A 25,835-nucleotide genomic window follows, 5' to 3' on the forward strand; every position below is an offset into this window, starting at 1 on the left:
TTTGCGGTTTAGCCTACCGCGACTTCTTATCGTCCGGCTCGCCGAAGAGGTCGGCGAGGCCTTCTAGCTCCTCGCGCGCCCGCGCTTCTTCGTCCTCTGGCGATTCGGGCTCGGTGGACGGGCTTTCGGGCTGTGCTTCCGCTTCTTGCTCCGTCTCCTGCTCCGTCTCCTGCTCCGGCTCAGGCTCAGGCTGCTGGGGCGGTGACTGGTCGCTCGCGCCGAAGGCGTCGAGCATGGCGTCGAGCGCGGCTTGATCGATTGGCTCCTCGTTGAGCGATAGCGGGTCCGGCGTCTCGCCAGCCTCCGCGACGGCAGGCTCAGGCGCTGGCTTGGGTGTTGGCATCTCCTTTGGCTCGATTTCGGCCGGCTGTGAGGCCTGCGCTTCGGCTTGCTCGGGCTGGACGTCGAGCTCGAAGTCTTCCGCCACGCTTTCGGCTTGCTCGGGCGCCTGGGGCGCCGGTGCCTCTGGCTCTGGCGTTTGCACGGGCTCAGGCGCGGGCGCTTCCGCGGCTGCCGCCTCTTCTTGATCCTTCTTGAAGGCGGCCATGTACTCGTCCATCAGCTGCTCGAGCGTGTCCTTGGTGCTGGCGAGCTCGGTCGCCAGTGCGGCCTTCTCGTTCTCCAGGTCGTTGACCTCGCTGGCCTCGATCATACCGGTCGGCGTCATCTCCACCCAGGGGGTCAGCACCTTCGTCAGCTCTTCCGGGATCTGCTTGAGCTTGGCGCCGTCGCGGCTGAGGTAGAGGCTGAGCATGGCGTTGTAAAAGGCCTTCTCGCGCGCGACATACTCGTCCACCTTGGCCGCCAGATCGTCTCCCTCGAGATGGTAAGTGGTCTCGAAGAGGTTGGTCAGGGCGTCGCGCCGTGAGAATTCGTCCGTTTCCAGGCGTCGCATCACGGCGCCCGCGTGGGCGTGGTCTTCGTGGATGCGCTTATGCTGATGGCGCATCGTGATGAAGAGGATCACCCAGGCGACGATGGCGAACTCGCCGGCTAGGACCAAAGCGCTGATCTCGAGCGTCGTCATGACCGCTTCCTCGTCTTGCCTTTCTTGTCCTGCTTCGCTCCACCCTTCTTGGGTGCGGGCGTCTCGCCCTCGACCACGGGAGTCGGTGCGGAGCGTTTGAGCAGCCACCAGGTGAGGCCCAGAATGAGCCCCACGAGCAAATTGCCGCCGAGCACATAGCTGCTGAGCGCTAGCCATTGGATGGGGGGCTTGGGCGCCTCCTCTGCGGCCTCCTGCGTCTCAGGGGCGGGGAAATCCAGATTGAGCCTTTGCGGCTCGGGCCGGAAGACGATGCTGTCGTCCCTGAGCGTCGTTGCGATGAGCTGGCCCTTGATCTGGTATCGACCGGGCGCCTGGACCGGGATCTTGATGCCCAGTGGGAGCCGTGCCGACTCTGGGATCTCGACCACGGAGCGCTCGCCGCTCGGCGCCTCGATCAGCAGGTAGCCGAGCAAGCTGTCGGGCTTGATCAGGTCCGCCTCGCCGGTGATCCGGATCTTGATACGTGCGACCGGGTCGTCCGGCGAGGGCAATTGCTCTGCATAGTCGACCTCGATCGGCGCGCCCGCGACCTTGAAGCGCTTGACGGTTTGGCGCTGGAAGGTGCCACCGTCGATGACCAGCGTCAGCCTGTAGCTGCCTGTCCCGAGGGATTGCGTGTCCAGCCTGGCCGCAAAACGGCTGCTGTTCGGGTCCAGGGTCAGCTCCAGGGCGACGGGCAGCTTGGGAGCCGTGTCGAGGGGCTCTGTCGCTTCCGCTGGGCTGGAGTCGGCGCCGATCTCCCGTTCTGGAGCCTGCCCCTCGGGCCCGGCGGGCGTCTCGCCCGCCTGTGGCCCGAGCGGCGCGATCTCCGCGCGGGCGCTCAGCACCTCGAGCAGATCCGCGCGGGTGACGGTGCGCCTGTGATCGGTCAGCCAAGCCTCGATCTCCGGCTGCTCCCCGGCACTGAGGGTATTGGGCAGGCGCGTCGATTCGATCTGCAGATCCGTCACCACGACGACCCTGTTGTCCGGGTCCTCGACGCCCTTGAGGCGCCAGGTGCCGGCCTCGGGATCCTTGACGGTGACGAGGTCGTAGCCAGGCTCGGTGCGCCAGGTGATGCCGTCCGGGTGTCGCTGCGCGGAGAGGCGGTCGCGGCTCGGCGAGATCAGGGCGGTCTTGCCGCCTTCGGCGTGAAAGGCGAGGACTGTCAGCTCGGAGACCTGATCGTCGATCTCGAAACCGTTGCCCTTGATCGGCACCGTCGTCGGCTCGGCGGTCTGTTCGAGCATGTGGAGAAAGACGCGTTGGAGGGCGTCGGCATCCCTGGCGGTCTCCAGCCAGCCACCGGTCTCGCTCGTCAGTAGCCGCATCAGCGGCATGTCGACATTGTCCGAGAGCGTGACCGCGTGCACCTTGACGCCGAGTCGCTTGAGCCGCTCGAGCTGCTCGCTCAGGATGCGCTGCCTAGATGCGTCGTCGGCCGCGTCATCCTTGGAGACGTCGACCAGCCCGTCGGTCAGCAGCACCAAATGCCGCTCGTCGTCTCCCGCGGCCGCGTCCCAGCCGGTGACTGCGGTCGTGATCGCCTGCTCGATGTCGGTGAGCAGACCGCGCGAGTGGATGCGGTCGAGACGTGCCCCTGTCTTGCGCTTCCAGCCTTTGTCGACGTCTCCGGGGGGCGCCAGTACCTCCGTCTTCTCGGCGAAGAGCCAGACGCCAGCGCGCGCACCCTCGGGGAGCAGCTCGTTGACGAGGCGCAGTGCCGGGACGCGCAGGTTCTCCGGATCGTTCTTGCGCATGCTCCCCGAGACGTCGATGAGCATGCGCACCTCGGTCGCGGCCAGCAGGTCGCCTCCGCCGAGCGCCGTGAGGATCAGCGCCAGGACGAGCACCCGTTTCACGAGGGTCGACACATGGATGAAGTCCGTCATGGCCTGTGTGACGGCAGCGCGCGCCGGATCTTGAGTCATGGTCGGCCGGCGTTAGGGCAGCCAGAGCTCGAAGCAGCCGCCGGGCAGGCTGTGTCCGTTCCTCAGCTGTATGCGGCCTCGCTTGCCGTTGTTCTCGTGCAGCTCGGCGATGCTGGTGGCGAAGAAGAGACCGAGCTGAGTACGCCCCGCGGCGCGCGATCCTTGAGGCTTCTTCGCCATCCGTTCCAGGAGCCCGGAGAGCGAGTCCGGAAAACCGCCGCCGTCATCCTCGACGCGGATCACCAGATAGCCGTCTTCCTCGGCCGCGCTGACCAGGATCTGGGTCTTGGCGTAGCGGTGTGCGTTGCCGATGGTGCTGTCGAGGACGCTGCGGATGAGGTCGGCGTCGAAATAGCCATTGAGGTCAGGCTCGCAGCCGTAGCTCAGCTGAACGTCTAAAGATGCGCAGAGGGCGGAGTTGCTGGCGACGATCTCTTCGAGGAAGTCGTCCAGATTGTGCTCGGCGATCCTCACGGCGAGCTGCTGGTTGCCGATCTTGTAGAGGGTGAGCAGCTGAATGAGATTGTTGTTGGCGCGCTGTGCCTCATGCTGGAGCAGACTGGCCTGGCGGACATCCGCGATCTTGTTGTCCGGATTGCCGACCAGCTCGTCCACGCTGCTCAGGATGAGTCCGAGCGAATTCTTGATGTCGTGGATCGAGGAAGCGAGGATATCGGAGAAGTCCATGCGGCTTGCCCTCGTGGTCAGGAGCTCGGTGATGCGAGCTGGCGCAGGCGGGAGACGACATCGCCGAGACGCCAATCGTTTGGATCCAATCCTTTGACGCGCTCGACCAGGTGCCTGACCGCATTGATGTCGTCGGCGGTCGCGCCGAGCTTCTCCATCTTCATGATGATGGCCTTGGCGGCATTGAGGTTGATCGTCTTGTTGCCCGGCATGTCGTCGGCGGCACCGCTGAGCAGCTGGATGGCGGCGTCGAACTCGCCCTGCTTGATGAGACGCACGCCCTCGTTGTTGGTCTTGATCACCGCCTGCTGGATCTCGCGGATGGCGGTCTCCGCATCATAGTCCAGGTCCGCATGATGGCAGACTTGGACCACTTCCATCAGCAGTTCGTCTTCGTCGTGGTTGTTGGCGATCGCCTCTTGGATGAGCTTGCTGGCCTTCTCCTGCTCGCCAAGCTGCGCGTAGGTCTTGGCCATCTCCAGCGTCACCCTGGCCGAGTGGCCCGCGGCGCTCAGCTGACTCAGGGTTTCCTCGGCCGTCTTCAAGGCCGCGGCGGCGCCTTCCGCGTCGCCTTGCCCCTTCTTGACGGCGGCGGTCGCGGTCGCGGCGTAGAGCTCTGCCTCCTTTTCGGCAGCGAATGTCTTGCCGATGTCCGCAACCACCTTGAGGGCCTCGGCATGTTTGCCGTTGGCGGACTTGGACTTGGCCAGGTCGGCGAAGAGGGACGGGTGATTGAGCACGGAGTGCTTGGCCAGGCTGACGGCGCGGCCGAAGGCCAGCTCGGCGTCGTGCGTATTGCCGTTGGTCAGCGCAAGCTCCCCGAGCAGCTGCTGACGGGGCAGGCTTCTTGGGGAGAGCCGGGCCGCGCTCTGCAAGGTCTTCTCGGCCTCGGCGAACTGTTTGAGCGCGGTCTGTGTCTTGGCCAGCCAGTCGTAGGCCGCGGTCATGTTGGTGTCCAGGCCGACGAGATGCTCGAAGATCTCTTGGGCGAGCGGGTACTTCTTCTGCCAGAAATAGACCTTGCCGAGGCCCAGCCTGGCCCAGGGCAGATCGCGTGCGTCGAGCACTTCCTCGAAGATCTTCTTGGCCTCTTCATAGCGTTTGGCGGTGAGCAGGATGTCGGTCTTGGTCCGGATCAGCTCGGAGAGGTTCTTGGGCTTGGCCGCGATGAGGCGGTCCAGCTCGGCGATGGCGGCCGCGTAATCCTTGGCGACCAGGGCCTTGTTGACCTTGGAGAGATTCGCCTTCGCGGCGAAGAGCTTGGTCAGCCGGGTGCGCAGCAGCTCTTTGGTGAAGGGCTTCGCAAGATAGCTGTCGGGCGAGTACTCGATGGCGCTCATCACCATCTCACGTGCGTTCTCCGCGGTGATCATGATGAAGATGGTGTTCACGCCGATCAGCTGGCGGTGGCGCGCCTCCTCGAGCACCTGTTGTCCGTCCTTGCCAGGCCCCAGGTTGTAGTCGCAGAGGACGACGTCGAAGCTTTTGCGGGCGAGGTGCGAGATGGCGTCCTGGCCGTCGCGCGCCTGCTCGAGCTTGCTCACGCCGAGCGAGCGCAGCAGGTGGCGGATCGCCGAGCGCATGTCGGCGAAGTCGTCCACGATCAGGACGGATTTGTCTGAAAAATCGTTCGTCATAGGGCTGGGCTCCAGGTGCTCGGCACCGGTTGGTGCGCCAAGCCGCTTGCCTTCCGGTGGCTGCCGAATCGCGACGCCTTGCCGTCGATACTTGGCCGGCTAGCTGCCGGCCTGCGCAGGTCGCGACGGGATAGTTGGCTGCGCTCCGCGCCTGGCTCGGCCTGGCGCTTGGCCCGGCCTAGCTCTGGCTGTGCCGGCGCGATGGGCTGGCAGCCGCTTGGTCGGCTATGATCCGCGCGCGATGGCGCGATGACCGATGTCGCCTCGGAAGTAGCATCGCTCCCAGTGAATCCGGTCGACGGCCTGGTAGGCTAGTTTGTGCGCGGTCGCGATGTCATTTCCGAGAGCTGTCACACAAAGTACGCGACCGCCGCTGGTCAGAACAGTCTCGTCCTCCAGTTTGGTGCCGGCATGGAAGACCTTGGCCTCGCTCGCGGGGACCTCCTCCAGCCCCGAGATGGGCTTTCCGCTCTCGTAGGCGTCGGGATAGCCGCCGGCCGCCATGACGACCCCAAGGGCTGGGCGCGGATCCCAGTCTGCAGTCACTGCGTCGAGTTGCCCCTCCAGTGCCGCTTGGCAGAGGGTGACGAGATCCGACTTCAGACGGATCAGCAGCGGCTGGGTCTCCGGGTCGCCCATGCGGCAGTTGAACTCCAGCACCTTGGGTGTGCCGTCCGGCGCGATCATGAGGCCCGCATAGAGGAAGCCGAGATAGGGCAGCCCCTCGCTCGCCAGCCCGCGGACCGTCGGCTCCATCACCTCGCGCATGATGCGCTCGTGAATCTCGGGAGTAACCACGGGCGCTGGCGAATAGGCCCCCATGCCGCCGGTGTTGGGGCCGCGGTCGCCGTCGTCGCGCGCCTTGTGGTCCTGGGAGGAGGCCATGGGCAGGATGTTCTTGCCATCGACCATGGCGATGAAGCTCGCCTCCTCGCCGGTCAGGAATTCCTCGATCACGACCCGTGCCCCAGCCTCGCCGAAACGGCCGGCACCGAGCATGTCGCGGACCGCCGCCTCGGCGGTTGCCAGGTCTTCGGCGAGGATGACCCCCTTGCCGGCGGCGAGGCCATCGGCCTTGACGACGATGGGGGCGCCGACCTGGCGAAGGTAGGCGAGTGCGGGCTCGATCTCGGTGAAGACGCCATAGGCCGCGGTCGGGATCTGATGGCGGGCTAGGAAGTCCTTGGTGAAGGACTTGGAGCCCTCCAGCTGAGCGGCCGCCTGGGTCGGGCCGAAGCAGGGCAGCCCGGCGTCCTGGAACGCATCGACCACGCCGGCGACCAAGGGTGCCTCCGGGCCGACGATGGTCAGTCCGATCGACTCCCGCTGCGCGAAGCCGAGCAGGCCGAAGATGTCGTCTGCGGCGATGGGGACGTTCTCCAGGTCTGGCTCACGGGCGGTACCGCCGTTTCCGGGCGCGACAAAGACCGTCTCGGCCAGTGGCGATTGAGCGGCCTTCCAGGCGAGTGCGTGCTCGCGTCCGCCGCCGCCGATGATCAAAACCTTCATGCAATTCTCCGCAAGACGTGTCCCGAGTCCTTCGTGTGATTGGACGGGATTGACAGGATGAAAGGGGATCGCTGGTCGCGAATTATCCTAGATCCGGCAGTTGACCGCTTCGTGCTTCAAGCAACGCCTTGACCACTTTCAAGATCGGGGCTTTCTGCTGGCTCACCCGCTGGGTGAAGCCCGCTACGGCCTCCAGTGCACGTCCCGCGCGGCGCCTGGCTGCGTTGCAACTCGTTGTCGTAGAACCACTACGACGCCTCGTTGCGCCTTGCCAGACACCCCGCTGGACGCACCCTGGAGGCCGTCCAACCGCCGGATCTAGGATTATAGTTGGCACTGGCCGACGTGACGCGTTGCCGCTGTCGCCCTGGCGATGCCGTGGGACGGCGCGCTAGCCGAACGAGATCAAGCCGCGCTGGCTCGCCCGGACGAACGCCAGGATCTCGTCCGTCTCGGCCCCCGGGTGGTCGCGCTGAGCGGCCGCCAGCGCTTCCTCGCGTGGCAGGCCGGATTTGAAGAGGAGGCGGTAGACGGCCTTGATGCGGCTGCGCTGTGCCTGCGAGAAGCCGTTGCGTCTCAGCCCCACGACGTTGAGCCCCAGCATGCGGGCGCGATGGCCGTCGGCCAGCGCGAAGGGCGGCACGTCCCGGGGGACGCCGGTCACTCCCGCGATCATGGCGTAGGCACCGATGCGGCAGAATTGATGGACCGCCACCTGGCCGGAGACGAAACAGTGGTGTGCCACCTCGACATGGCCGGCGAGGGTCGCGGTATTGGCGAAGATATTGTGGTCGCCAACGACGCAGTCGTGTCCGGCGTGCGAAAAGGCCATCCAGTAATTGTGGCTGCCGATGCGTGTACCGCCCTCGGACTTGACGCCACAGCTGATGTTGACGCCTTCCTTGAACTGGTTGTGGTCGCCAATGACCAGGGGCATGGCCTTCTCGGGCGTGAAGGTCAGATCCTGAGGCTCTGAGCCCAGGGTGACCCCATGACAGACCCTGTTGTGCCCCCCCATCCGGGTATTTCCGTAGATGCGCGCACAGCTTTCGATGCGGCAGTCCGCGCCGATGATCGCCCCCGACTCGATGATGGAGTAGGGACCGACGCTCACGGATGGGTGTAGCTGAGCGCCGTCCTCGACGATGGCGGTCGGGTGGATGCTCAAGAGCCCAGCCTCCGGCCACCAGCTTCCAGCCCCCAGCGCGACGGTGAATGAGGCTGTAGGGTGGACAAGCGCAGCGCAGTCCACCAGGCTCGGCGCGAGATTCGGTGGACTTCGCTCTGGCTCGTCCAGCCTACCATGGTCGGGGGCATCGGCTCCTGGCTGGCGGCGCTCTCCATCTCAGTGCCTGAAGTGGCGCATCCCCGTAAAGACCATGGCGATGTTGTGCTCGTTCGCGGCGGCGATGACCTCTTCGTCACGCATGGAGCCGCCGGGCTGGATGACGGCGGTGATGCCGGCCTCCGCAGCCTGGTCGATGCCGTCGCGGAAGGGGAAGAAGGCGTCGGAGGCCATGACCGAGCCGACGACGGCCAGATCCGCCTGGTTGGCCTTGATCCTGGCGATGCGTGCCGAGTTCACCCGGCTCATCTGGCCGGCGCCGACACCGATGGTCATGCGGTCGCGCCCGTAAACGATGGCGTTCGACTTGACGAACTTGGCCGCACGCCAGGTGAACAGCAGGTCCTCCATCTCCTTCTCGGACGGGGGGCGCTCGGTGACGACACGGGTCTCGTTGCTGAGCTGCAGGTCGGCGTCCTGAACGAGCAGTCCGCCGTTGACGCGCTTGAAGTCGAGCCGGTGGATGGACTCGCTCGCCCAGTCCCCGCACTCCAGGAGCCGCACGTTCTTCTTCGCCGCGACGGCCTCGATCGCGGCCTGGGAGACCTTGGGCGCGATAATGACCTCGACGAACTGACGCGCGACGATAGCGCTGGCGGTCTCGCCGTCCAGTTCGCCGTTGAAGGCGATGATGCCGCCAAAGGCCGATTCTGGATCCGTGCTGTAGGCGCGGTCATAGGCTTCGAGCAGACTGGTGCCCAGCGCGACACCGCAGGGATTGGCATGCTTGACGATGACGCAGGCGGGCGCCTCGTCGTACTGCTTGACGCACTCCACCGCGGCGTCGGTGTCCGCGATGTTGTTGTAGGAGAGCTCCTTGCCTTGAAGCTGCCTGGCCGTCGCGATGCCGGCCTCCTCGACCTGGTGCTCGGCGTAGAAGGCGGCCTTCTGGTGGGGGTTCTCGCCATAGCGCATGGACTGGCTGCGCTTGAGCTGCAGGCTCAGCGTGCGGGGGAAATCCGCTGGCCCATCGGCCTCGGCGCGCACGCCGAGATAGTTGGCGATGGCGCCGTCGTAGCGCGCGGTGTGCTCGAAGGCCTTGGCCGCGAGGTCGAATCTGGTGGCGTCACTGACGCCGCCGGCCTTGATCTCCTCGGCGACGCGGGCATAGTCGGCCGCGTCGACCACGACGCTGACGCTGGCGTGGTTCTTGGCGGCCGCCCTCAGTAGCGTGGGGCCGCCGATGTCGATGTTCTCGATGGCGGTCGCGAGGTCGCAGTCGGGCTTCGCGACCGTGGCCTCGAAGGGGTAGAGGTTGACGACCACCAGGTCGATGGGGGCGATGTCGTTGTCGGCCATCACCTGATCGTCGACACCGCGGCGCCCGAGGATGCCGCCGTGGATACGCGGATGCAGGGTCTTGACGCGCCCGTCCATCATTTCGGGGAAGCCGGTATGGTCGGAGACCTCGGTGACCGCGATGCCGCTCTCGGTGAGCAGTCGGGCGGTGCCGCCGGTGGAGAGGATGTCGACGCCGTGCTCGGCGAGCTGGCGGGCGAAGTCGACCAGGCCGGTCTTGTCGGAGACGCTGATCAGGGCGCGTTGGATGGCTTGCATCGAGGGATATCCGGGTCTTGTTGGATGGTATCTCGGGTCGCCTAGGGCCGATCGGGCCTAGGACCGAATTGGGCTGCGGTAGCCGGTGCTAACGCTCGATTCCGTAGTGGCTGAGTCGCTTGCGCAGGGTGTTGCGCGTCATGCCGAGCATCTTGGCGGCATGACTGAGGTTGCCCTTGGTGTGCTCCAGTACGGTCTCGAACAGGGGGCGCTCGACTTCCTCCATGACGAGGGTGTAGAGCCCCTTGACCTCATGATCGGCCATGTTGTCGAGATAGGACCCGAGGGCGTCCCGAACACATTTGCTCAGAGGGTCCGTGCGGTCGGCATCGATGATCGTTAGCCCCGTCGACTCCGCTTCTGGTAGCTGGCGCGAAGCCTCGGCTCTCATGCTGCTTGGGTCTCCATCTCGGGGCTTTGGTCGAGGAACGCGAGCGCCTGGGACAATTGATCTGCCGGGCTCTCGGTTCGGTTGATCCCTTGTCTGAACGCGGCAGCGCCGCAGCGCTCTCGGCAATACCAGCCGATATGCTTGCGCGCGATCCGTACCCCTTGGCGATCGCCGTAGAAGGCATAGAGCGCCTCCAGATGGGCTTTGACGATCTCCTTGATCCAGTCCTTCGGAGCGGGGTCGCCGGCATGGCTCTGCGGGTGGATCATGCCCCGTTCGGCAGGATCCTGCGACAGCGCGGTGGCGATCTCCCGAAAGATCCAGGGGCGTCCCTGGGCGGCGCGTCCGACCATGATAGCATCGGCGCCCGTGTAGTCCAGGACATGTCTGGCGCGCTCGGGGGAGTCGATATCGCCGTTGGCGATCAGCGTGATGCCCACCTCTCGCTTGATGCGGCGGACGGTCTCGTACTCGGCGGGTGCGGCATAGGTGCAAGCGCGTGTCCGCCCGTGCACCGTGAGCGCGGCGACGCCGGACTCGCGCGCGATGCGGGCGATCTCCACGGCATTGCGGCTGTCCGGCGACCAGCCTGTGCGGATCTTGAGCGTCACCGGGGCCTCGACCGCATTGACCACCCGCTCGAGGATGCGGCCCACGAGCACCTGGTCGCGCAGCAGCGCGGAGCCCGCCGCCACCTTGCACACCTTCTTCGCCGGGCAGCCCATGTTGATGTCGATGATGTCCGCGCCGAGATCCAGATTGACGCGGGCGGCCTCGGCCATGGCATCCGGGTCCGTGCCCAGGATCTGCGCCGCCACTGGGCCTGCCTCTCCGGCGTAGTCCAGTCTGCGGATGGACTTGCGGCTGCTCCAGAGCGTGGTGTCGGACGAGACCATCTCGGCGACGGCCAGGCCGGCCCCAAGCTCGCGACAGAGGCTGCGATAGGGGCGGTCGCTCACCCCGGCCATGGGTGCCAGGACGAGATTGTTGGCGAGCTCGAAGGGTCCGATGCGGAAGGGGCGGATGGGGCCGACGCTCACAACAGGCGCCTCCTCGATTCGCGCCCGTTCTGACGTTGGCGCTCGGTCATGGTGATTGCTCGATCTTGCTCAAACCGGAGATGCAGACCCAATCCTCGCGGATCCTGGGTGGGTCGAGGTCGACCGAATCAGTGTAGGCGGCGCAAACGGCCTCTGCCTGCTCGGCTAGGACACCTGAGAGGGCCAGGGCTGAGCCGGGCCGCAAGTGACCGATGAGCAGGGGGGCGAGCGCAACCAAGGGTCCGGCCAGGATGTTCGCGAGCACGACGTCGTAGGTCGTCTGCGGGGCTGCGTCTGGCGCATGGATCCCGATGCGGTCGGCAACGCCGTTGGCCGCGGCATTGTCGCGTGTGGCGTCCAGCGCCTGGGGGTCATGGTCGACCGCGATCGCCCGCGCCGCGCCCAGCTTGAGGGCGGCGATCGCGAGGATGCCGGAGCCGCAGCCGAAGTCCAGCACCGTCTTGCCGGCGAGATCGGCGGCATCCAGCCACTCCAGGCACATGGCGGTGGTCGGGTGATGGCCGGTACCGAAGGCGAGACCTGGATCCAGCCAGACCACGACGGCGTCCTGCGCCTCGGGCGGCTGGCCGTGCGGGCAGACCCAAAGCCGCTCGCCGAAACGAGTCGGCTTGAAGTCGTCGAGCCAGACGCGCTCCCAGGCCTGATCCTCGATCCGCTCGATCGTCGGCGCGGCGCCGGTCTGCTCGCTCAAGCCGGCCGCGAGCCGCCCGACCAGGGCCTGCCTCGCGGCGTCTGCCTCGAACAAAGCCGAGACCACCACTTCCGACCACAAGGGGGTTTCGCCGGGGCCGGGCTCGAGCTGAGGCTCGTCGCCTGCGTCCAGCAAGGTGACCGAGAGGGCGCCTGCCGCCTCCAGGGCCGCCTCTGCGGCCTCGGCCTGCACCCGCGGCATCTGGAATTTGAGCTGAATCCAGGGCATCGGGTCTGCTACATCCCGAGCTTCTTCTCGAGGTAGTGGATGTTGGCGCCGCCAGCCAGGAAGGCGCCGTCCTTCAGGATGGAGCGCTGGAGCTTGATGTTGGTGTTGATGCCGTCGATCACTGTCTCGCGCAGTGCGTTGCACATGCGCGCGATGGCCGCCTCGCGGTCCTCGCCGTGGGTGATCAGCTTGCCGATCATGGAGTCATAGTGGCAAGGCACCGTGTAGCCGGAATAGATGTGGGTCTCGACGCGCACGCCAGGGCCGCCGGCGGCATGGAACTCGGTGATCTTGCCCGGACTGGGCATGAAGGTCTCGGAGTCCTCGGCGTTGATGCGGCACTCGATGGCGTGGCCGCGCACCTGGATGTCGTCCTGGGTGTAGCGCAGCGGCTCGCCGGCGGCGATCAGGATCTGCTCCTTGACGATGTCGACGCCTGTGATCATCTCGGTCACCGGGTGCTCCACCTGGACGCGGGTGTTCATCTCGATGAAATAGAAGCGCCCGTTCTCGTAGAGGAACTCGAAGGTCCCCGCGCCACGATAGCCGATGCTGCGACAGGCAGCGGCGCAGCGCTCGCCGATCTCGCGCCGCTGCTCCTCTGTGATGCCGGGCGCCGGGGCCTCTTCCACCACCTTCTGGTGGCGGCGCTGCATGGAGCAGTCGCGCTCGCCGAGGTGGATGGCGTTGCCCATCTGGTCCGCGAGCACCTGGAACTCTACATGGCGCGGGTTCTCCAGGTACTTCTCCATGTAGACCATGTCGTTGTTGAAGGCCGCCGCGGCCTCCGCCTTGGTCAGGGCGATGGCGTTGAGCAGCGTCGCCTCCGAGTGGACCACCCGCATGCCGCGGCCGCCGCCGCCACCCGACGACTTGATCATGATCGGATAGCCGATCTCGCGCGCAATCTCCAGGGTGCGCTTCTTGTTGTCGTCGATCGGGCCGTCGGAGCCTGGCACGCAGGGCACGCCGGCCGCCTTCATGGCGGCGATGGCGGAGACCTTGTCGCCCATCATGCGGATGGTCTCGGGCTTGGGGCCGATGAAGATGAACCCCGAGTGCTCGACCCGTTCGGCGAAATCGGCGTTCTCGGAGAGGAAGCCATAGCCGGGGTGAATGGCGACTGTGTCCGTGACCTCGGCGGCGCTGATGATGGCGGGGACGTTCAGGTAGCTCTGCAGGGCGGGAGCGGGGCCGATGCAAACGGATTCGTCGGCCAGCAGCACATGCTTGAGGTCGCGGTCCGCTTCGGAGTGCACCGCGACCGTCTTGATGCCGAGCTCGCGGCAGGCGCGCAGAATGCGGAGCGCGATCTCGCCCCGATTCGCGATCAGAACCTTCTCGATGGTTGCAGCCATGATGGAAGTATCTTCAGTTGAGTGACGTCGGATGGACTCGATGCGCGCTATGCCGCCCTGCGGCGGGCCGGCTCACCGGTCCCGCCGACAGGGCGATCGAGGGCGCATTGGGCGTCATTCGATCACGAACAGCGGCTGGTTGTACTCGACCGGTTGTCCGTTCTCGACCAGGATGCGCGTGACGCGTCCCGCCTTCTCGCACTCGATCTGGTTGAGGATCTTCATGGCTTCGATGATGCAGAGCGTGTCGCCGGCCTTGACCGACTGACCCTCTTCGACAAAGGCCTTCGCGCCGGGGGACGAGGCCCGGTAGAAGGTGCCGACCATGGGCGAGCGCACGATCTCGCCGGCGATCTCCTCTTCCTCGTCGTCCTCCGCCGTGGCCGGGGCTGGCGTCGCGACCGGCGCGGGCGCGGGGGCTGGTGCTCCCTGCGGCATGTAGACCGGGGCCGCCGCGCTCGTCTGGCGGCTGATGCGCACGGACTCTTCGCCTTCGTGGATCTCGATCTCGGCGACGTCGGATTGCTCCAACAGCTCGATCAGCTTCTTAACCTTGCGGATGTCCATCGTCAGTTGTTCTCATTACTGTGATCCTGCGCCAGACGGCTGAGCACGGCGCGCAGCGCCAGTGCATACCCTTCCGCCCCGAGTCCGCTGATCACGCCGACCGCGACGTCGGAGAAATAGGAGTGTGCGCGGAATGGCTCGCGGGCGTGCACGTTCGACAGGTGCACCTCGATGAAGGGAATGGCCACGGCCAGCAGGGCGTCGCGCAGGGCGACGCTGGTATGGGTGAAAGCAGCCGGATTGACGATGATGTAGCGTACATCATCGCGCGGAGCCTGATGGATGGCTTCGATGAGCACATGCTCCGCGTTGCTCTGGAGGAATAGAAGTCGATGACCGTCGGCCTGCGCCGTCTCTTCGAGCCTGCGCTGGATCTGGGCGAGTGTCACCTGGCCATAGTGGCCGGGCTCGCGCGTGCCGAGCAAGTTGAGGTTGGGTCCGTTGAGGACCAGGATCGTGGCCATCGCGCCGTTTGCCTTCCAGACGAAAGTGATTCTCAGGGGACTGCCGTCCGGAGGGAATCGGCGGCAAATCGCGTCGAATTGTCCGGATTTCGGCGGATTTTGTCCAGCAAGGCCGACCGGGAAGATGCGTCTCGACGGCGGTCTTCGGGCGTCGGAGCCGAGCGATGGAGATGAGGCCTCTGCCGCCGCGCGATGCGCGAGTCTAAGCGAAGTGGCCTGGGTGATGCGAGGGCCGTCTTGGCGCTGGACGCCGTCCGCGGCTTCTGCAACCCTTGCCTGGCCTGAGGCCCAGCCGTGATCCAAGCCCCCGACCTTATGATTACTGAGCGCTTCCAGATCCTTGCCGTCGCCGCCTGGCTCGCCGTCGTTCCGGCCTGCGCCGTCTTCGCTGCCGGGTTCGATCTAAACGCCCTGATGGCGCTGCTCGCCGATCATCCGCAGGGTCGGGTCGGTTTCGTCGAGACGCGCTACCTCGCCTTGCTCGACCGCCCCATCGCGGCGCGCGGCGAGCTCGTCTATCTCCCGCCGGATCGTCTCGAGCGCCATACCCAGGTCCCGCGGCAGGAATCCGCCATTCTTGCGGGGGATACCTTGACGCTCATCCATGACGGCCGTCGCCGTGAGCTCTCCTTGAGCGAGCATCCCGAAGTGGCGCTCCTCATCGGCAGTCTGCGCGCGGTGCTCGGTGGCGATCGAGACGCCCTGGAGCGCGACTTCAGCTTGAATCACGCGGGAACGCCCGAGGCCTGGATTCTCGATCTGCTGCCGCGGGACCCGGAGGCGCTTCCGATGTTGCGGCGCATCCATCTGGTGGGCCGCGGCGGGCAGGTCGAGCTTGTGGAGACGATCGAGACCGACGGCGATCGCTCGGTTATCGAGATCGGCGACAAGCGGCCATGAGGGCGCCGAGATGAGGGCGCCGGCGCGGCTGCTGCGCATCCTCGGCTGGCTCGCAATGGTCGGGGTGCTGCTCGCCCTCGTCGTCAAGGCGGACTATTCGGCCGACATGTCCGTCTTCCTGCCGCGCTCGCCCACGCCTGAGCAGGCGCTGTTGGTCGATCAGCTTCAAGATGGGACGGTCTCTCGCCTGACGCTGGTGGCGATCGGCGGTGGCGAGGGCGAGCTGCGCGCCGAGGTCTCGCAGGCCTTGGTAGCCCGGCTGCGCGCCAGCGGGGCCTTTGAGCTGGTCGCCAACGGCGACGCCGCCGCGCTCGCGCGTGACCGCGACTGGCTCTTCGCGCATCGCTATCTGCTGAGTCCGGCGGTCGAGGCCCAACGCTTCGAAGTCGCTGGACTGCGCAAGGCCCTGAACGAGACGCTGGATTGGCTGGTCTCGCCGGCTGGGATGCTGATCGAAGACCTGGTCCCGGGCGATCCCACGGGCGAGCTCATCCAGATCCTCGAGCGGCTGGAGCGCGGGCAGCAGCCGAGGCGCGAGCATGGCGTCTGGGTCAGCCGCGATGGCGAGGAGGCGCTGCTGCTGGCGCTCACAGCCGCGTCTGGCTCGGATCTGGACGCTCAAGAGGCGGCCCTAGCGCAGATCGACGCCGCTTTCGCCGAGCTGCGAGAGGCGTTGCCGGGGGCCAGCTCGCTGCGCCTGATCGAGAGCGGCCCCAGCGTCTTCGCCGTCGCGTCGCGCGCGACCATCAAGGGCGAGGTGACACGCATCGCCCTGCTCGCCACCCTCATCATCGTCGCCCTGCTGCTGTCGGTTTATCGCTCGGTGCCTGTCCTGCTGCTCGGGCTCTTGCCCGTGGCGACTGGCGCCTTGGCGGGGATCGCGGCGGTCAGCCTGGGGTTTGGAGTGGTCCATGGTCTCACCATCGGCTTCGGGGCGACCCTGATCGGCGAGGCGGTGGACTATGGCATCTACCTCTTCGTCCAGCGTGGCGGCGCGAGCTCGGAGGCGGGCGCCCTCGCGGATCTCTGGCCGACGATTCGTATCGGCCTGCTAACCTCGGTCTGCGGTTTCGGCGTCATGCTCGGCTCAGGGTTCCCAGGACTGGCCCAGCTCGGCCTCTATTCGACCACGGGACTGATCGCGGCGGCATTGGTCACGCGCTGGGTGCTGCCGGCCTTTCTTCCGGCCAAGCCCAGGCTACGCGACTTGAGGCCGCTGGGCGAGATGCTCGCGAGTGCACTGCCTGCCTTGGCTCGACTGCGCTGGCTGGTGCCTCTGCTCTGCGTCGTCGGGCTGGTGGTGATCTGGACGCATCGCGATGGGCTGTGGAACGACTCGCTGCTCGCGCTCAGCCCGGTCTCGGCGCAGGCGCAGGCGCTCGACGCACGGCTGCGGGCGGAGCTGGGCGCGCCCGAGGCGAGCGCGCTGGTGGTGATGGATGCGCCGGACCGGGAGACCCTGCTCCGCCAGTGCGAGGAGGTCGCTCGGTTGCTTGATGCGCTGGTGGAGGAAGGTGCCATCGCCGGCTGGGACAGTCCCGCCCGCTACCTCCCGAGTCAGGCGACGCAGCGGGCGAGGCTAGCCAGTCTGCCGGAGCAGGATGTCTTGGCATCCAGGCTGGCAGCGGCGACGGCCGAGCTGCCGCTGAAGGCCGACCGGCTCCGCCCCTTCTTGGCGGATGTCGCAGCCACGCGGGAGGCGGGGACGATCGGCCCCGAGTCCCTGAGCGGAACCTCCTTTGCCCTCGCCGTCAGCACGATGCTGACCGAGACGGGGCAGGGCTGGCGCGCGAGCCTGCCCTTGAGGGCGGCGTCCGACCCGGCCGGAGAGCTCGGGATCGACGTCGAGCGGGTGCGCGAGGCGCTGGCGTCGGTCGAGTCTTCGGAGGCCAGGCTGCGGCTGCTGGCGCTCAAGCGCGAGTCGGACGCCCTCTATGCGGCCTATCTGAGCGAGGCGATCGTCTTGTCTCTGATCGGGCTTGCGGCCGTTCTGCTGGTCCTGGCGGTCGCGCTGCGCTCCCTTGGCCGTCTGTGGCGGGTGGTCCTGCCGCTGCTAGCCGCCGTGCTGACCCTGACCGGCGCGCTGGTGCTCGCGGGAGAGTCGCTGATCCTCATGCATCTGGTCGGGCTGCTGCTGGTCGTCGCAGTCGGGTCCAACTATGCACTCTTCTTCGCGCGAGGCCAGGGTGCGCCAAAGCCGCGCACCCTGGCCTCGCTGCTCTTCGCCAATCTGACAACGCTTGCCGGCTTTGGTCTCCTTGCGACGTCCTCGGTGCCTGTCCTCCAGGCCATCGGCATCACGGTTGGGCCAGGGGCCGTCTTGGCGCTGCTCTTCGCCGCCATGCTGAGTCGCGCCCCTAAGGTGAGGAGCCTTTAGCCATGGATGCCAGTCTGACTCGGGACAGGCCAAGCGCGGCGACGTCTCAGGTCGCGATGACGCGACCGAGACCCTGGCGCCCGACGGCGCTCATCTGGCTGAGCCTGGGGCTTCATGTGGTTGTCCCGCTGGGCTGGCTGTGGCGGTCCGCGCTATGGCCTTGGTGGGTCTGGGTGCTGGTGCTCGATCATCTGGTGCTGACACTGGCCGGGCTCTGGCCGCGCTCCGCCTTGCTCGGTCCGAGCTGGCGGGCGCTGCCGCCCTCGGCGGTGCGTCGCGGTCAGATCGCGATCACTATCGACGATGGCCCGGATCCGGCGGTAACCCCTGAGGTGCTTGCGATCCTGGCAGCCCAGGGTGTGAAGGCGACCTTCTTTTGTATCGGCAAGCGCGCCGAGGCCCACCCAGAGCTGGTCGCCGCGATCCGCTCCGCAGGCCACGCCGTCGAGAATCACTCCTACAGCCATCGCCACGACTTCTCGCTGCTCGGGCCGTGGCGGATGCGCGCGGACCTGGAGCGCGCCCAGGCCTTGCTCGCGCGGCTCGCGGGCGAGGCGCCCCGCTTCTTTCGCGCGCCGGCGGGGCTGCGCAACCCCTTTCTCGAGCCCGTGCTGGCGCGCCTCGGGCTCCGCCTGGCGAGCTGGAGCCGGCGCGGCTTCGATACCCGTGAGTCGGAGCCCAAGCGCGTTCTGGCACGGCTGGAGTCTGGTCTCGCGCCTGGTGCCATCTTGCTCCTGCATGATGCCAACGCCGCACGAGACGCATCGGGTAGCCCCGTGATCCTCCGAGTGCTGCCCGGTCTGATCGAACGGATTCGCACCGCGGGTCTGGAGCCCGTCACCCTGCGCCAGGCCCTTGAAGAGATGGGAGAATCATGAGCATGGGAGACGTATGAGCTCGGATTTCACGCGGCGCCTGATCGCTGAGGCCGCAGCCCCCTATCAGCGCGCAGGTCGCTATGCCTATCACTTCGCGCGCGGCAAGCTCGACGGAGACCCGGTCTTCATCGCTATGCTGCGCGATGGGCTGCTGCCGGCGTCCGCGAGCATTCTCGATCTCGGCTGTGGAGAGGCCCTGCTTGCAAGCTGGCTGCGTGCCGCGAGCCTGCTCCATGCCGATGGCGATTGGCCCGCCGATTGGCCGGCGCCACCTCACCTGGAAGGCTATCGCGGCATCGAGCGACAGCAGCGCGACGTGACACGCGCCCGCCAGGCGCTTCCGACCGCGCTGCAGATCGAGCATGGGGATATCCGCGAGGTGTCCTTCGGCCGCGCCAGCTTGGTTGTCATTCTGGATGTCCTGCACTACATCAGTGTCCAAGACCAGCGAAGGGTGCTCGAGCGCGTCCATGCCTGTCTCGAGCCAGAGGGCAGCCTGCTCTTGCGCGTTGGCGACGCCGGCGGCGGCTTGCCGTTTCGCATCAGCCTGGCGGTGGACGCGCTTGTCACCCGGTTGCGCGGACAGTCACTGGGCCCGCTGCATTGCCGCTCGCTCGCCGATTGGCAGGCCGAGCTCGAGGCGCTCGGATTCGCTGCCCGGAGCCTGCCCATGAGCGCGGGCACCCCATTTGCGAACCATTTGCTGGTCGCGCACCCTATAGGGAGAGCCTGACTCATTGCGCTCCCCGGCCAAGTCCCCGATGGCATCGCTAGCGACGGATGGAGCCGAATCGACGGGGCTCTGCAATATCTGACGACCGAAAGGACGCCCGTTTGAACCGGATTGCTGTCACCAGTTACACCCTGACGACCTGCCTGGGTCGCGGCATTTCGGCACACCTCGATGCCTTGATGAGCGGCCGCAGTGGTCTGGCACCTTGCTCCTTCGAAGACGTGGATCTCGACACCTGGGTCGGAAAGGTCGACGGCCTTGATGCGCCCATGCCCTCGCCGGAGACGCGTGCGCATGGCTGCCGCAACAACCGTCTCGCGGAGCTCGCCTTGGAGCAGGACGGTTTCTTGGCTGCTGCGCGCGATGCGGTGAGCCGCCATGGCGCCTCCCGCGTGGCCGTCTATCTTGGCACCAGCACATCCGGGATTCTCGACACCGAGCGCGCTTATCGGGTGCGCGACCCGGACACAGGCGCCTTGCCCGCATGGCTCGACTACCGCTCCAGCCACAGCATCTCCTCGCTCGCCGAGCACGTCAGCCGGCTCGTCGGCGCCGCCGGCCCGTTCGGCGTCATCTCCACGGCCTGCTCGTCGAGCGCCAAGGCCTTCGCGACGGCGGCGCGTCAGATCGCTTGCGGTCTCATCGACGCGGCCGTGGTTGGCGGCGTGGATACGCTCTGCTTGACCACGCTCTATGGCTTCAACTCGCTGGAGCTGCTCTCGCGAGGACCCTGCCGCCCCTTCGACCCTGAGCGCGATGGTCTCTCGATCGGCGAGGCCGCCGGCTATGCGCTTCTGGAGCGTGATGCGCGGTCCCGTCTCTGGCTCAGCGGCTATGGCGAGTCCAGCGATGCGCACCATATGTCGACGCCCCATCCCGAGGCGCGCGGCGCGCTCCAGGCGATGGACGCCGCCCTGGCGCGGGCCGGGCTCGAGCCCGCCGAGATCGACTACATCAATCTGCACGGCACGGCGACGCCCTCCAACGACGCGGCCGAGGGCAAGGCGGTCGCCCGGCGCTTCGGTGCCGGCGTGCCCGCGAGCTCGACCAAGGGCGCGACCGGCCACACGCTGGGCGCCGCCGGCGGTGTCGAGGCCGCGCTTTGCCTGATCGCGTTGAACGCGGGGCTGGTCCCCGGAAACGTCGGTCTGCGCGAGCCGGATCCAGGGATTCCGATCGGCCTGGATCCTGTCACGCGTCGGGCGCCGCTGCGCAATGTGCTGAGCAACTCCTTCGGCTTCGGTGGGACCAACTGCAGCTTGATCTTCTCGCGGGATGAGGAGGCGTCCGCTCATGACTGAGAACGCCCTCTCGATCGCGGCGCGGGTCTGCGGCATCGGCCTCGTCGGGCCTGGCGCCGATGATTGGGGTCAGCTGCGCGAGCGCCTGCTCAGTGAGAGCGGCGCGGCCCTGGCTCCAACGCGGATTCCCAATCCCGAGGGGCTGCCGCCGGCCGAGCGGCGGCGCGTCGGCAAGGTCGTCAAGCTCGCCATGGCCGCCGGCCTGGCCGCGTGCCGCGACGCCGGCATCGAGCCCGCCATCCCGGCGACCGTCTTCGCATCCTCGGGCGGAGATGGCGAGAACTGCCATGCGATCTGCGAGCTGCTAGCCGGGGAAGATCGCCTCATCTCGCCGATTCGTTTCCACAACTCGGTCAACAATGCGGCGTCCGGCTATTGGGGGATCGCGACGGGCGCCCAGTCCGGCTCCAGCGTGGTCTCGGCCTTCGACGGGAGCTTCGCCGTGGGGCTGCTGGAGGCCTTCGCGCTGGTGGCGACCGAGGGTGCCCCCGTGCTTCTCGTCACCTACGACCATCCCTATCCCTCGCCCCTGGCCGAGTCGCGTCCCTTGGGTCCAGCGTTCGGCGTCGGTCTCTTGCTGCGCCCCGAGGAGGTCGGCCCTGGGCCTTCGTTGAGGCTGCTGGGGCTCTCGGACGCACCTGCGGATCGGCTCTCGGACCCTGTGCTGGAGGCGCTGCGGCAGGGCGCTCCGGCCGCGCGCGCCTTACCCTTGTTGAGCGCGCTGGCCCGTGCCGAGGCGGGACGGGTGGCGCTGGATTACCTAGATGGTCGAGCCCTGCTGCTGGAGGTTGCGCCATGACACCGCCGCTCGACCGTGACTGGATTCTGGCCCACATCCCGCATCAGGGCGCCATGTGCCTGAACGACCGCGTCGATGCTTGGGACGACGAATCCTTGCGCTGCACGGCTTGGAGTCACCGCTCGCCCGAGCACCCATTGTGCATCGACGGGCGGCTCAGCGCCTTGGTCGGCATCGAGTACGCGGCCCAAGCCGTCGCCATTCATGGCGCGCTGCAAGGCGCGGATCGCGCGCCGGGCATGCTCGGCAGCGTGCGGGGGCTCACCTGCGATTGCAGCGAGCTGGACAGCATCGAGGGACCCCTCAGTATCGAGGTGACGCGGATCGGCGGCGATGCCGGTGGCTTGCTCTACGGCTTCGAGATTCAGGGCGAACGTCGGCGGCTTCTCGGCGGGCGTCTGACCATCGTGCTCGCGTCTTCGGCCAAGCCGTCGGCTTGAGCGTTCGGCTTGGGAGAGAGAGCATGGGTAAGCGCGCCTTAGTCACGGGCGGAAGCGGGGGCATCGGCGCCGCGATTTGTCGATCCCTGGCCAGGCGAGGCCATGACGTCATCGTCCATGGCAACCAAGGCGCGGGGCGCGTGGAGGCGCTCGTGCGGGAGATCCAGGACGCCGGTGGGGAGGCGCGGGGGCTGATCCTGGATGTCACTGATACCGGGCGCTGCCGGGCTGTTCTGGAGGAGCTGGCCGACGAGCGCCCGGTGCAGATCCTGGTGAACAATGCGGGCATCCATGACGACGCCGTCTTCCCTGGGATGCGGCCCGATCAGTGGCAGGCGGTCCTGGATGTCAGCCTCAACGGCTTCTTCAACATCACCCAGCCCCTGACTCTGCCGATGATCCGCGGCCGCTGGGGGCGCATCATCTCGGTCACATCCGTGTCCGCGATCGTCGGAAATCGTGGCCAAGTCAACTATTCGGCCGCCAAGGGCGCGCTGCATGCGGCGACGCGGTCATTGTCGCTCGAGCTCGCCAGCCGCGGCATCACCGTCAATGCGGTGGCCCCTGGGATCATCGAGACCCAGATGAGCGAGGACCATTTCCCGCCGGAAGCGGTCGCCCAGCTGGTGCCGATGAAGCGCGCCGGCCGTCCCGAGGAGGTCGCCGATGTCGTCGCCTTTCTGGCCTCGGATGCGGCCTCCTATGTCACCGGTCAGGTGATCTCCGTGAATGGCGGGATGATCTAGCGTGTCCCGCTCAGGGCAGCCAGCGTCTTGCGCGATCGAGCACAAAGGGCCAGATGCGGCCCTTCTCCCAGAGAATGCGGGCGAACAGCTGGCCGCGGGTCTTGGGCGGCTTAGGCCGCTGCGGGCGCTCCCGCAGTGAGATGGCTTCCCGCTCACAGACCGAGACGCAGGCGCCACAGCCCAGGCAGACGGCTGGATCGACCGCGGCGAATCGGGCGTCGCTCGGAGACCGCCGCGCAGTGGGCGCGAGCCCGATGCACTTGACGTTGCAGGCCTTCAGACAGGCGCCGCAATAGTCGCAGCGCTGCGCATCGATCTCGGCGAGAAAGGGCGTCTTGGCGATTCCGTCGCTGAATCCCAGCTGGACGCCGGCCATCAGCTCGCAGCAGCAGCGGCAGCAGTTGCAGAGGAAGGAGGGCTGCTCGCGGACATTGTCCGTGACATGGGTGAGGCCGAGCGCGCGCGCATGGGTCAGGGTCTCCAGCATGCTGGCCTTGTCGCGCTCCTGGGCAAAGCCGCGCCGCACCAGAAAGCGCGCCCCCTCGCCGAGCACCATGCAGATGCCCTCGACCGGGGCGCCCTTGCGGCACGCGAGACCCAGGTGCTCCTTCTTGTGCCGGCAATAGCAGAGCGTGATGGCGCAGTAGTCGGCGTCCAGGATGATCTGCCTGGCGTCCTCGTAGGAGGTGACCTGGGAGCTGACTGGAATCTGCTCCTCGTAGACCAGGGCACGGGTAAGCTGGCTGCGGCTGCCGAAGAACTCGCCCGCCTGTCCCGCCTTGCCGTTTTCCTCGAGATACTCGGTCATCAGCCGAGCCAGGTCTCCGAGCGGCAGATCGGACCGGCGCCGCATGAAGGTGAATTCCATGAAACCGATCAGGCCGGGGACCAGCAGGTAGTAGGTCGTTCCGGCGAAGGGCATGTCCATCACCAGGCCCTTGTCGGCCATGCGCTCGAGCACCGGAAGGAGCTGCTCGGGCGCCATCTCGGTCAGCCCGGCCAGCTCCTCCAGGGTCGCTTCATGCAGCGGAAAGCAGGCGCCGACGAAGGCCTCCGTCTCGTCGAAGAGCAAGGACAGGATCTCGCGCAGCCGCTCGCTGTCGACGAGACCGATGGGGTAGTGGTTCAGGCGATCGATCAAGGGCGTCAGCCCTGACTTGCCGCCTGCTAGATGGCCCATTTCGGATTCACCTGTTGTTCCTCAGGATCTTCCGCGAAATTCTCTCAGAATACGCCGCGTTGGGTCCGTTGGATTCCGCCCAAGTTGTTAGCGAGCGAAGACGGGTGCGTCGTTCTGGTGACGACCCGATGCGAAACTCCGCAAGGTGCGAGGGTTGGGCGATTCCTCACGCGGGGAGCGGGCAGATGGCCCTTGACGTTGACCGGCAAGAAAAGCTCGGAGACCGGACGCTCAATGAGGTGGCTCAGTGAGCACGAACAGGGCTTTGCCTGCAGGTTGATGGAAAGGACCGGAAAGTCGATCTCGAGTCAGGTCTTGGGGCAGTCGGGGGCCGAGAAATCGACCGAGGGAAGCTTCAGCTTCCGTCCAGTGCCAACGACATCGGCGACCTGTTCTGCGGTTTCCTCGGCTCTTGTCTTACGGGCTTGTGTGGCCATGGCTAGTCCCTGAGATCCACGAAGAGATTCTTGCCGCAAGCGCGGGCATATTTGCGCAAGGTGGCAACGGACGGCGAGTGCTTGCCCGTCGCAAGCGCCCGCTCCAAGCGAGCGACTGCGGGCGCGTGGGTCCCCATGCGCTCGGCGACCTGAGCCTGGGAAAGCCCCGCCTCGTGCCGCGCCTTCAGTAACAGTTCGAGCAGGGCGAATTCCTCCCGCTCCAAGCGCTCGACCTCGGCTTGCACACCGGGACGCTGCATCAGCGTCTCGATCAGTTCATCGTGGGTCTGCATGGTGGATCTCCTTCATCCGCGCTTCGGCGAGACGCCGTTCGCGCACGGGTGTCTTGTTGGTCTTCTTCACAAAGCAGTGCAGCATCACGATTCGCTGTCCGACCTGCGTGCAGAAGAAGACACGCGCGATCCCATCGGCGCTTTTCAGACGTAGCTCGAACAAACCGTTACCGAATGCCTTGGTATGTGGCTCGCCCGAGTTATGGTGATTTCTGGTGTACGGTATGTAGTGGGCGGGCAAAGCACTGGAGCATATGACGCTGGGGACCACTACTTCGGCTGACTTGTGCTTGTGCCATGCGTGCGACTGGTCTAGTCTCCCCTCAATGTAGAACGTCCCACAAGGCAGCGAAATGCAGGAAATCGTTTCCATCCGCGATGCAAATCAACATCTGTCACGCTATCTCGAACGCGTCGAGCAGGGTGCTGAGGTGATCATCACCCGGCGCGGCAAGCCCATTGCACGGCTGCTGCCGATCGAGCCCGAATCCCGCCTTTCCGGGGCGCAACAGGCTGCCCGCCAGCGGCTGAATCAGCGAATGCGTCGTGGGTATCAGCTCGGCGGCGTTAAAGTCGATCGAGACACCCTCCATGAGCGCGACTGATGAACGAGGCGCGCTTCAGCATCGACACCAACATTCTGATCTACAGCATCGATACCGACGCAGGGCGCAAGCATGAGGAAGCCTGCAAGCTTGTGGATGCACTCGCTGACAAGGATTGCATTCTGACACTGCAAGCGTTGGCCGAGTTTTTCCACGCCGTCACGCGAAAGAACAAGATGCCGGTAGAGGAGGCTGCCGCCATGGTCAAGGATTGGATGGAGCTGCTCCCTGTGGTGGTCGCGGATGGTCGCGCTTTGCGAGCAGCCATGCGCCTAAAAGAGGAGGAGAGCTTCTCCTTTTGGGACGCCATGATCGTGGAAACGACCAAGGCTGCGGGAGTGACGCGACTCCTTACCGAGGATCTCCAGGACGGCAGAGTGCTGGGCACGCTACACATCGAGAATCCCTTTAAGGACGGGTTCGAGCTGGACCTTGCTTGACCGGAGGTGACAAGGAGGCCTCCAAGGGATGACGTGGAGCGCGTTCCTGCCACACAAGTCCTAGTCTCTAAGCAGGTGGTAGCCGGGCGAGGAGAGGCCAATCATCTCTCAGTGCGCCGCCTTCCGATCCAGCCTATTCCGATGAGCGCGGACAAGAACAGCGGAAGGGTAGCCGGCAATGCCATGGACTTAAGCCGCCCGGCAGTACGCCGGGTGGAATCCGGGCTTGAGCTTGCCGGGATTGAGGCGTGGA

At 66.4% G+C, this 25,835-nt stretch carries 26 protein-coding genes; 10 read left to right on the forward strand and 16 right to left on the reverse strand.

All coding sequences use genetic code 11. The features are described from left to right. Positions 1–13: 13 nt before the first annotated feature. The 13 genes from G3446_RS09180 to aroQ all read right to left on the reverse strand — a co-directional run bounded on the left by G3446_RS09180 (position 14) and on the right by aroQ (position 14,453). Positions 14–1,027 (reverse strand): hypothetical protein, encoded by a 1,014-nt coding sequence (locus G3446_RS09180; RefSeq protein WP_164452530.1) that lies wholly within the window; start codon positions 1,025–1,027, stop codon positions 14–16. Next, a complete protein-coding gene (locus G3446_RS09185) occupies positions 1,024–2,958 on the reverse strand; it encodes a VWA domain-containing protein (RefSeq protein ID WP_245232395.1) in 1,935 nt (644 codons plus the stop codon). Before G3446_RS09185 ends, G3446_RS09180 begins: the two co-directional genes overlap by 4 nt. 12 nt (positions 2,959–2,970) lie before the next feature. Next, positions 2,971–3,645 (reverse strand): sensor histidine kinase, encoded by a 675-nt coding sequence (locus G3446_RS09190; protein ID WP_164452531.1) that lies wholly within the window; start codon positions 3,643–3,645, stop codon positions 2,971–2,973. Between the two features lie 17 nt (positions 3,646–3,662). Continuing rightward, positions 3,663–5,282: a tetratricopeptide repeat-containing response regulator gene (locus G3446_RS09195; protein ID WP_164452532.1), complete on the reverse strand. Its 1,620-nt coding sequence runs from the start codon at positions 5,280–5,282 to the stop codon at positions 3,663–3,665. A 225-nt stretch (positions 5,283–5,507) separates the two neighbouring features. Beyond that, positions 5,508–6,791: a phosphoribosylamine--glycine ligase gene (gene purD / locus G3446_RS09200; protein ID WP_164452533.1), complete on the reverse strand. Its 1,284-nt coding sequence runs from the start codon at positions 6,789–6,791 to the stop codon at positions 5,508–5,510. A 391-nt stretch (positions 6,792–7,182) separates the two neighbouring features. Continuing rightward, positions 7,183–7,959 (reverse strand): acyl-ACP--UDP-N-acetylglucosamine O-acyltransferase, encoded by a 777-nt coding sequence (gene lpxA / locus G3446_RS09205; RefSeq protein WP_164452534.1) that lies wholly within the window; start codon positions 7,957–7,959, stop codon positions 7,183–7,185. Positions 7,960–8,136: 177 nt separating this feature from the next. After that, entirely contained in the window at positions 8,137–9,693 is a 1,557-nt protein-coding gene (purH, locus tag G3446_RS09210; protein ID WP_164452535.1) for a bifunctional phosphoribosylaminoimidazolecarboxamide formyltransferase/IMP cyclohydrolase, read from the reverse strand. An 88-nt stretch (positions 9,694–9,781) separates the two neighbouring features. Then, positions 9,782–10,084, reverse strand: a complete 303-nt coding sequence (locus G3446_RS09215; RefSeq protein WP_164452536.1) for a helix-turn-helix domain-containing protein — start codon at positions 10,082–10,084, stop codon at positions 9,782–9,784. Next, positions 10,081–11,052 (reverse strand): tRNA dihydrouridine synthase DusB, encoded by a 972-nt coding sequence (dusB, locus tag G3446_RS09220; RefSeq protein WP_164452557.1) that lies wholly within the window; start codon positions 11,050–11,052, stop codon positions 10,081–10,083. The genes G3446_RS09215 and dusB overlap by 4 nt, the downstream gene beginning before the upstream one ends. A 118-nt stretch (positions 11,053–11,170) precedes the next feature. Further along, positions 11,171–12,064: a 50S ribosomal protein L11 methyltransferase gene (gene prmA, locus G3446_RS09225; RefSeq protein WP_164452537.1), complete on the reverse strand. Its 894-nt coding sequence runs from the start codon at positions 12,062–12,064 to the stop codon at positions 11,171–11,173. 8 nt (positions 12,065–12,072) lie between these two features. Beyond that, complete coding sequence (gene accC / locus G3446_RS09230; protein WP_164452538.1) at positions 12,073–13,422, reverse strand: acetyl-CoA carboxylase biotin carboxylase subunit; 1,350 nt, start codon at positions 13,420–13,422, stop codon at positions 12,073–12,075. Positions 13,423–13,536: 114 nt separating this feature from the next. After that, positions 13,537–13,989 (reverse strand): acetyl-CoA carboxylase biotin carboxyl carrier protein, encoded by a 453-nt coding sequence (gene accB, locus G3446_RS09235; protein ID WP_164452539.1) that lies wholly within the window; start codon positions 13,987–13,989, stop codon positions 13,537–13,539. Between the two features lie 2 nt (positions 13,990–13,991). Next, complete coding sequence (aroQ, locus tag G3446_RS09240) at positions 13,992–14,453, reverse strand: type II 3-dehydroquinate dehydratase (protein ID WP_164452540.1); 462 nt, start codon at positions 14,451–14,453, stop codon at positions 13,992–13,994. Positions 14,454–14,747: 294 nt separating this feature from the next. Here aroQ and G3446_RS09245 point away from each other — a divergent pair, with 294 nt between their 5' ends. From G3446_RS09245 to fabG, 8 genes are all read left to right on the forward strand, one after another. Then, positions 14,748–15,353 (forward strand): LolA-related protein, encoded by a 606-nt coding sequence (locus G3446_RS09245; RefSeq protein WP_209262323.1) that lies wholly within the window; start codon positions 14,748–14,750, stop codon positions 15,351–15,353. A 10-nt stretch (positions 15,354–15,363) separates the two neighbouring features. Next, entirely contained in the window at positions 15,364–17,730 is a 2,367-nt protein-coding gene (locus G3446_RS09250) for an MMPL family transporter (protein WP_164452541.1), read from the forward strand. A gap of 2 nt (positions 17,731–17,732) precedes the next feature. Next, entirely contained in the window at positions 17,733–18,608 is an 876-nt protein-coding gene (locus G3446_RS09255; protein WP_245232396.1) for a polysaccharide deacetylase family protein, read from the forward strand. A gap of 13 nt (positions 18,609–18,621) precedes the next feature. Continuing rightward, on the forward strand, positions 18,622–19,341 hold the full coding sequence (locus G3446_RS09260; RefSeq protein WP_164452542.1) for a class I SAM-dependent methyltransferase: 720 nt from the start codon (positions 18,622–18,624) through the stop codon (positions 19,339–19,341). Positions 19,342–19,442: 101 nt separating this feature from the next. Further along, entirely contained in the window at positions 19,443–20,642 is a 1,200-nt protein-coding gene (locus tag G3446_RS09265) for a beta-ketoacyl-[acyl-carrier-protein] synthase family protein (protein WP_164452543.1), read from the forward strand. Further along, positions 20,635–21,441 (forward strand): beta-ketoacyl synthase chain length factor, encoded by an 807-nt coding sequence (locus G3446_RS09270; protein ID WP_164452544.1) that lies wholly within the window; start codon positions 20,635–20,637, stop codon positions 21,439–21,441. Before G3446_RS09265 ends, G3446_RS09270 begins: the two co-directional genes overlap by 8 nt. Next, positions 21,438–21,881: a hotdog family protein gene (locus G3446_RS09275; protein ID WP_164452545.1), complete on the forward strand. Its 444-nt coding sequence runs from the start codon at positions 21,438–21,440 to the stop codon at positions 21,879–21,881. The genes G3446_RS09270 and G3446_RS09275 overlap by 4 nt, the downstream gene beginning before the upstream one ends. A gap of 23 nt (positions 21,882–21,904) precedes the next feature. Then, positions 21,905–22,627: a 3-oxoacyl-ACP reductase FabG gene (gene fabG, locus G3446_RS09280; protein ID WP_164452546.1), complete on the forward strand. Its 723-nt coding sequence runs from the start codon at positions 21,905–21,907 to the stop codon at positions 22,625–22,627. Positions 22,628–22,637: 10 nt separating this feature from the next. Here fabG and G3446_RS09285 read toward each other — a convergent pair whose 3' ends face one another. The 3 genes from G3446_RS09285 to G3446_RS27985 form a co-directional block, all read right to left on the reverse strand. Continuing rightward, on the reverse strand, positions 22,638–23,807 hold the full coding sequence (locus tag G3446_RS09285) for an ATP-binding protein (RefSeq protein WP_164452547.1): 1,170 nt from the start codon (positions 23,805–23,807) through the stop codon (positions 22,638–22,640). 439 nt (positions 23,808–24,246) lie between these two features. After that, positions 24,247–24,537, reverse strand: coding sequence for a helix-turn-helix domain-containing protein (locus tag G3446_RS09290; RefSeq protein ID WP_164452548.1), 291 nt, complete (start codon positions 24,535–24,537; stop codon positions 24,247–24,249). Beyond that, positions 24,521–24,910, reverse strand: a complete 390-nt coding sequence (locus tag G3446_RS27985) for a type II toxin-antitoxin system RelE/ParE family toxin (protein ID WP_245232397.1) — start codon at positions 24,908–24,910, stop codon at positions 24,521–24,523. The genes G3446_RS09290 and G3446_RS27985 overlap by 17 nt, the downstream gene beginning before the upstream one ends. Here G3446_RS27985 and G3446_RS09300 point away from each other — a divergent pair. Next, the gene (locus G3446_RS09300) at positions 24,891–25,142 is read left to right on the forward strand and encodes a type II toxin-antitoxin system Phd/YefM family antitoxin (protein WP_164452549.1); all 252 of its coding nucleotides are present in this window, start codon (positions 24,891–24,893) and stop codon (positions 25,140–25,142) included. The two genes, G3446_RS27985 and G3446_RS09300, sit on opposite strands and share 20 nt — an antisense overlap. Beyond that, positions 25,142–25,582 (forward strand): PIN domain-containing protein, encoded by a 441-nt coding sequence (locus tag G3446_RS09305; RefSeq protein ID WP_164452550.1) that lies wholly within the window; start codon positions 25,142–25,144, stop codon positions 25,580–25,582. Before G3446_RS09300 ends, G3446_RS09305 begins: the two co-directional genes overlap by 1 nt. The last annotated feature ends 253 nt before the right edge of the window (positions 25,583–25,835 follow it).

This window comes from Thiorhodococcus minor (assembly GCF_010820565.1).
GTDB classification, from domain to species: Bacteria; Pseudomonadota; Gammaproteobacteria; order Chromatiales; family Chromatiaceae; genus Thiorhodococcus; species Thiorhodococcus minor.

What these genes read in the sequence shown, in the direction of transcription:
- G3446_RS09180 (WP_164452530.1), bottom strand. Translation starts at nt 1,027, where the DNA reads ATGACGACGCTCGAGATCAGCGCTTTGGTCCTAGCCGGCGAGTTCGCC.
- G3446_RS09185 (WP_245232395.1), bottom strand. Translation starts at nt 2,958, where the DNA reads ATGACTCAAGATCCGGCGCGCGCTGCCGTCACACAGGCCATGACGGAC.
- G3446_RS09190 (WP_164452531.1), bottom strand. Translation starts at nt 3,645, where the DNA reads ATGGACTTCTCCGATATCCTCGCTTCCTCGATCCACGACATCAAGAAT.
- G3446_RS09195 (WP_164452532.1), bottom strand. Translation starts at nt 5,282, where the DNA reads ATGACGAACGATTTTTCAGACAAATCCGTCCTGATCGTGGACGACTTC.
- purD (WP_164452533.1), bottom strand. Translation starts at nt 6,791, where the DNA reads ATGAAGGTTTTGATCATCGGCGGCGGCGGACGCGAGCACGCACTCGCC.
- purH (WP_164452535.1), bottom strand. Translation starts at nt 9,693, where the DNA reads ATGCAAGCCATCCAACGCGCCCTGATCAGCGTCTCCGACAAGACCGGC.
- G3446_RS09215 (WP_164452536.1), bottom strand. Translation starts at nt 10,084, where the DNA reads ATGAGAGCCGAGGCTTCGCGCCAGCTACCAGAAGCGGAGTCGACGGGG.
- dusB (WP_164452557.1), bottom strand. Translation starts at nt 11,052, where the DNA reads ATGGCCGGGGTGAGCGACCGCCCCTATCGCAGCCTCTGTCGCGAGCTT.
- prmA (WP_164452537.1), bottom strand. Translation starts at nt 12,064, where the DNA reads ATGCCCTGGATTCAGCTCAAATTCCAGATGCCGCGGGTGCAGGCCGAG.
- accC (WP_164452538.1), bottom strand. Translation starts at nt 13,422, where the DNA reads ATGGCTGCAACCATCGAGAAGGTTCTGATCGCGAATCGGGGCGAGATC.
- accB (WP_164452539.1), bottom strand. Translation starts at nt 13,989, where the DNA reads ATGGACATCCGCAAGGTTAAGAAGCTGATCGAGCTGTTGGAGCAATCC.
- aroQ (WP_164452540.1), bottom strand. Translation starts at nt 14,453, where the DNA reads ATGGCCACGATCCTGGTCCTCAACGGACCCAACCTCAACTTGCTCGGC.
- G3446_RS09250 (WP_164452541.1), top strand. Translation starts at nt 15,364, where the DNA reads ATGAGGGCGCCGGCGCGGCTGCTGCGCATCCTCGGCTGGCTCGCAATG.
- G3446_RS09255 (WP_245232396.1), top strand. Translation starts at nt 17,733, where the DNA reads ATGGATGCCAGTCTGACTCGGGACAGGCCAAGCGCGGCGACGTCTCAG.
- G3446_RS09260 (WP_164452542.1), top strand. Translation starts at nt 18,622, where the DNA reads ATGAGCTCGGATTTCACGCGGCGCCTGATCGCTGAGGCCGCAGCCCCC.
- G3446_RS09270 (WP_164452544.1), top strand. Translation starts at nt 20,635, where the DNA reads ATGACTGAGAACGCCCTCTCGATCGCGGCGCGGGTCTGCGGCATCGGC.
- G3446_RS09275 (WP_164452545.1), top strand. Translation starts at nt 21,438, where the DNA reads ATGACACCGCCGCTCGACCGTGACTGGATTCTGGCCCACATCCCGCAT.
- fabG (WP_164452546.1), top strand. Translation starts at nt 21,905, where the DNA reads ATGGGTAAGCGCGCCTTAGTCACGGGCGGAAGCGGGGGCATCGGCGCC.
- G3446_RS09285 (WP_164452547.1), bottom strand. Translation starts at nt 23,807, where the DNA reads ATGGGCCATCTAGCAGGCGGCAAGTCAGGGCTGACGCCCTTGATCGAT.
- G3446_RS09290 (WP_164452548.1), bottom strand. Translation starts at nt 24,537, where the DNA reads ATGCAGACCCACGATGAACTGATCGAGACGCTGATGCAGCGTCCCGGT.
- G3446_RS09300 (WP_164452549.1), top strand. Translation starts at nt 24,891, where the DNA reads ATGCAGGAAATCGTTTCCATCCGCGATGCAAATCAACATCTGTCACGC.
- G3446_RS27985 (WP_245232397.1), bottom strand. Translation starts at nt 24,910, where the DNA reads ATGGAAACGATTTCCTGCATTTCGCTGCCTTGTGGGACGTTCTACATT.
- G3446_RS09305 (WP_164452550.1), top strand. Translation starts at nt 25,142, where the DNA reads ATGAACGAGGCGCGCTTCAGCATCGACACCAACATTCTGATCTACAGC.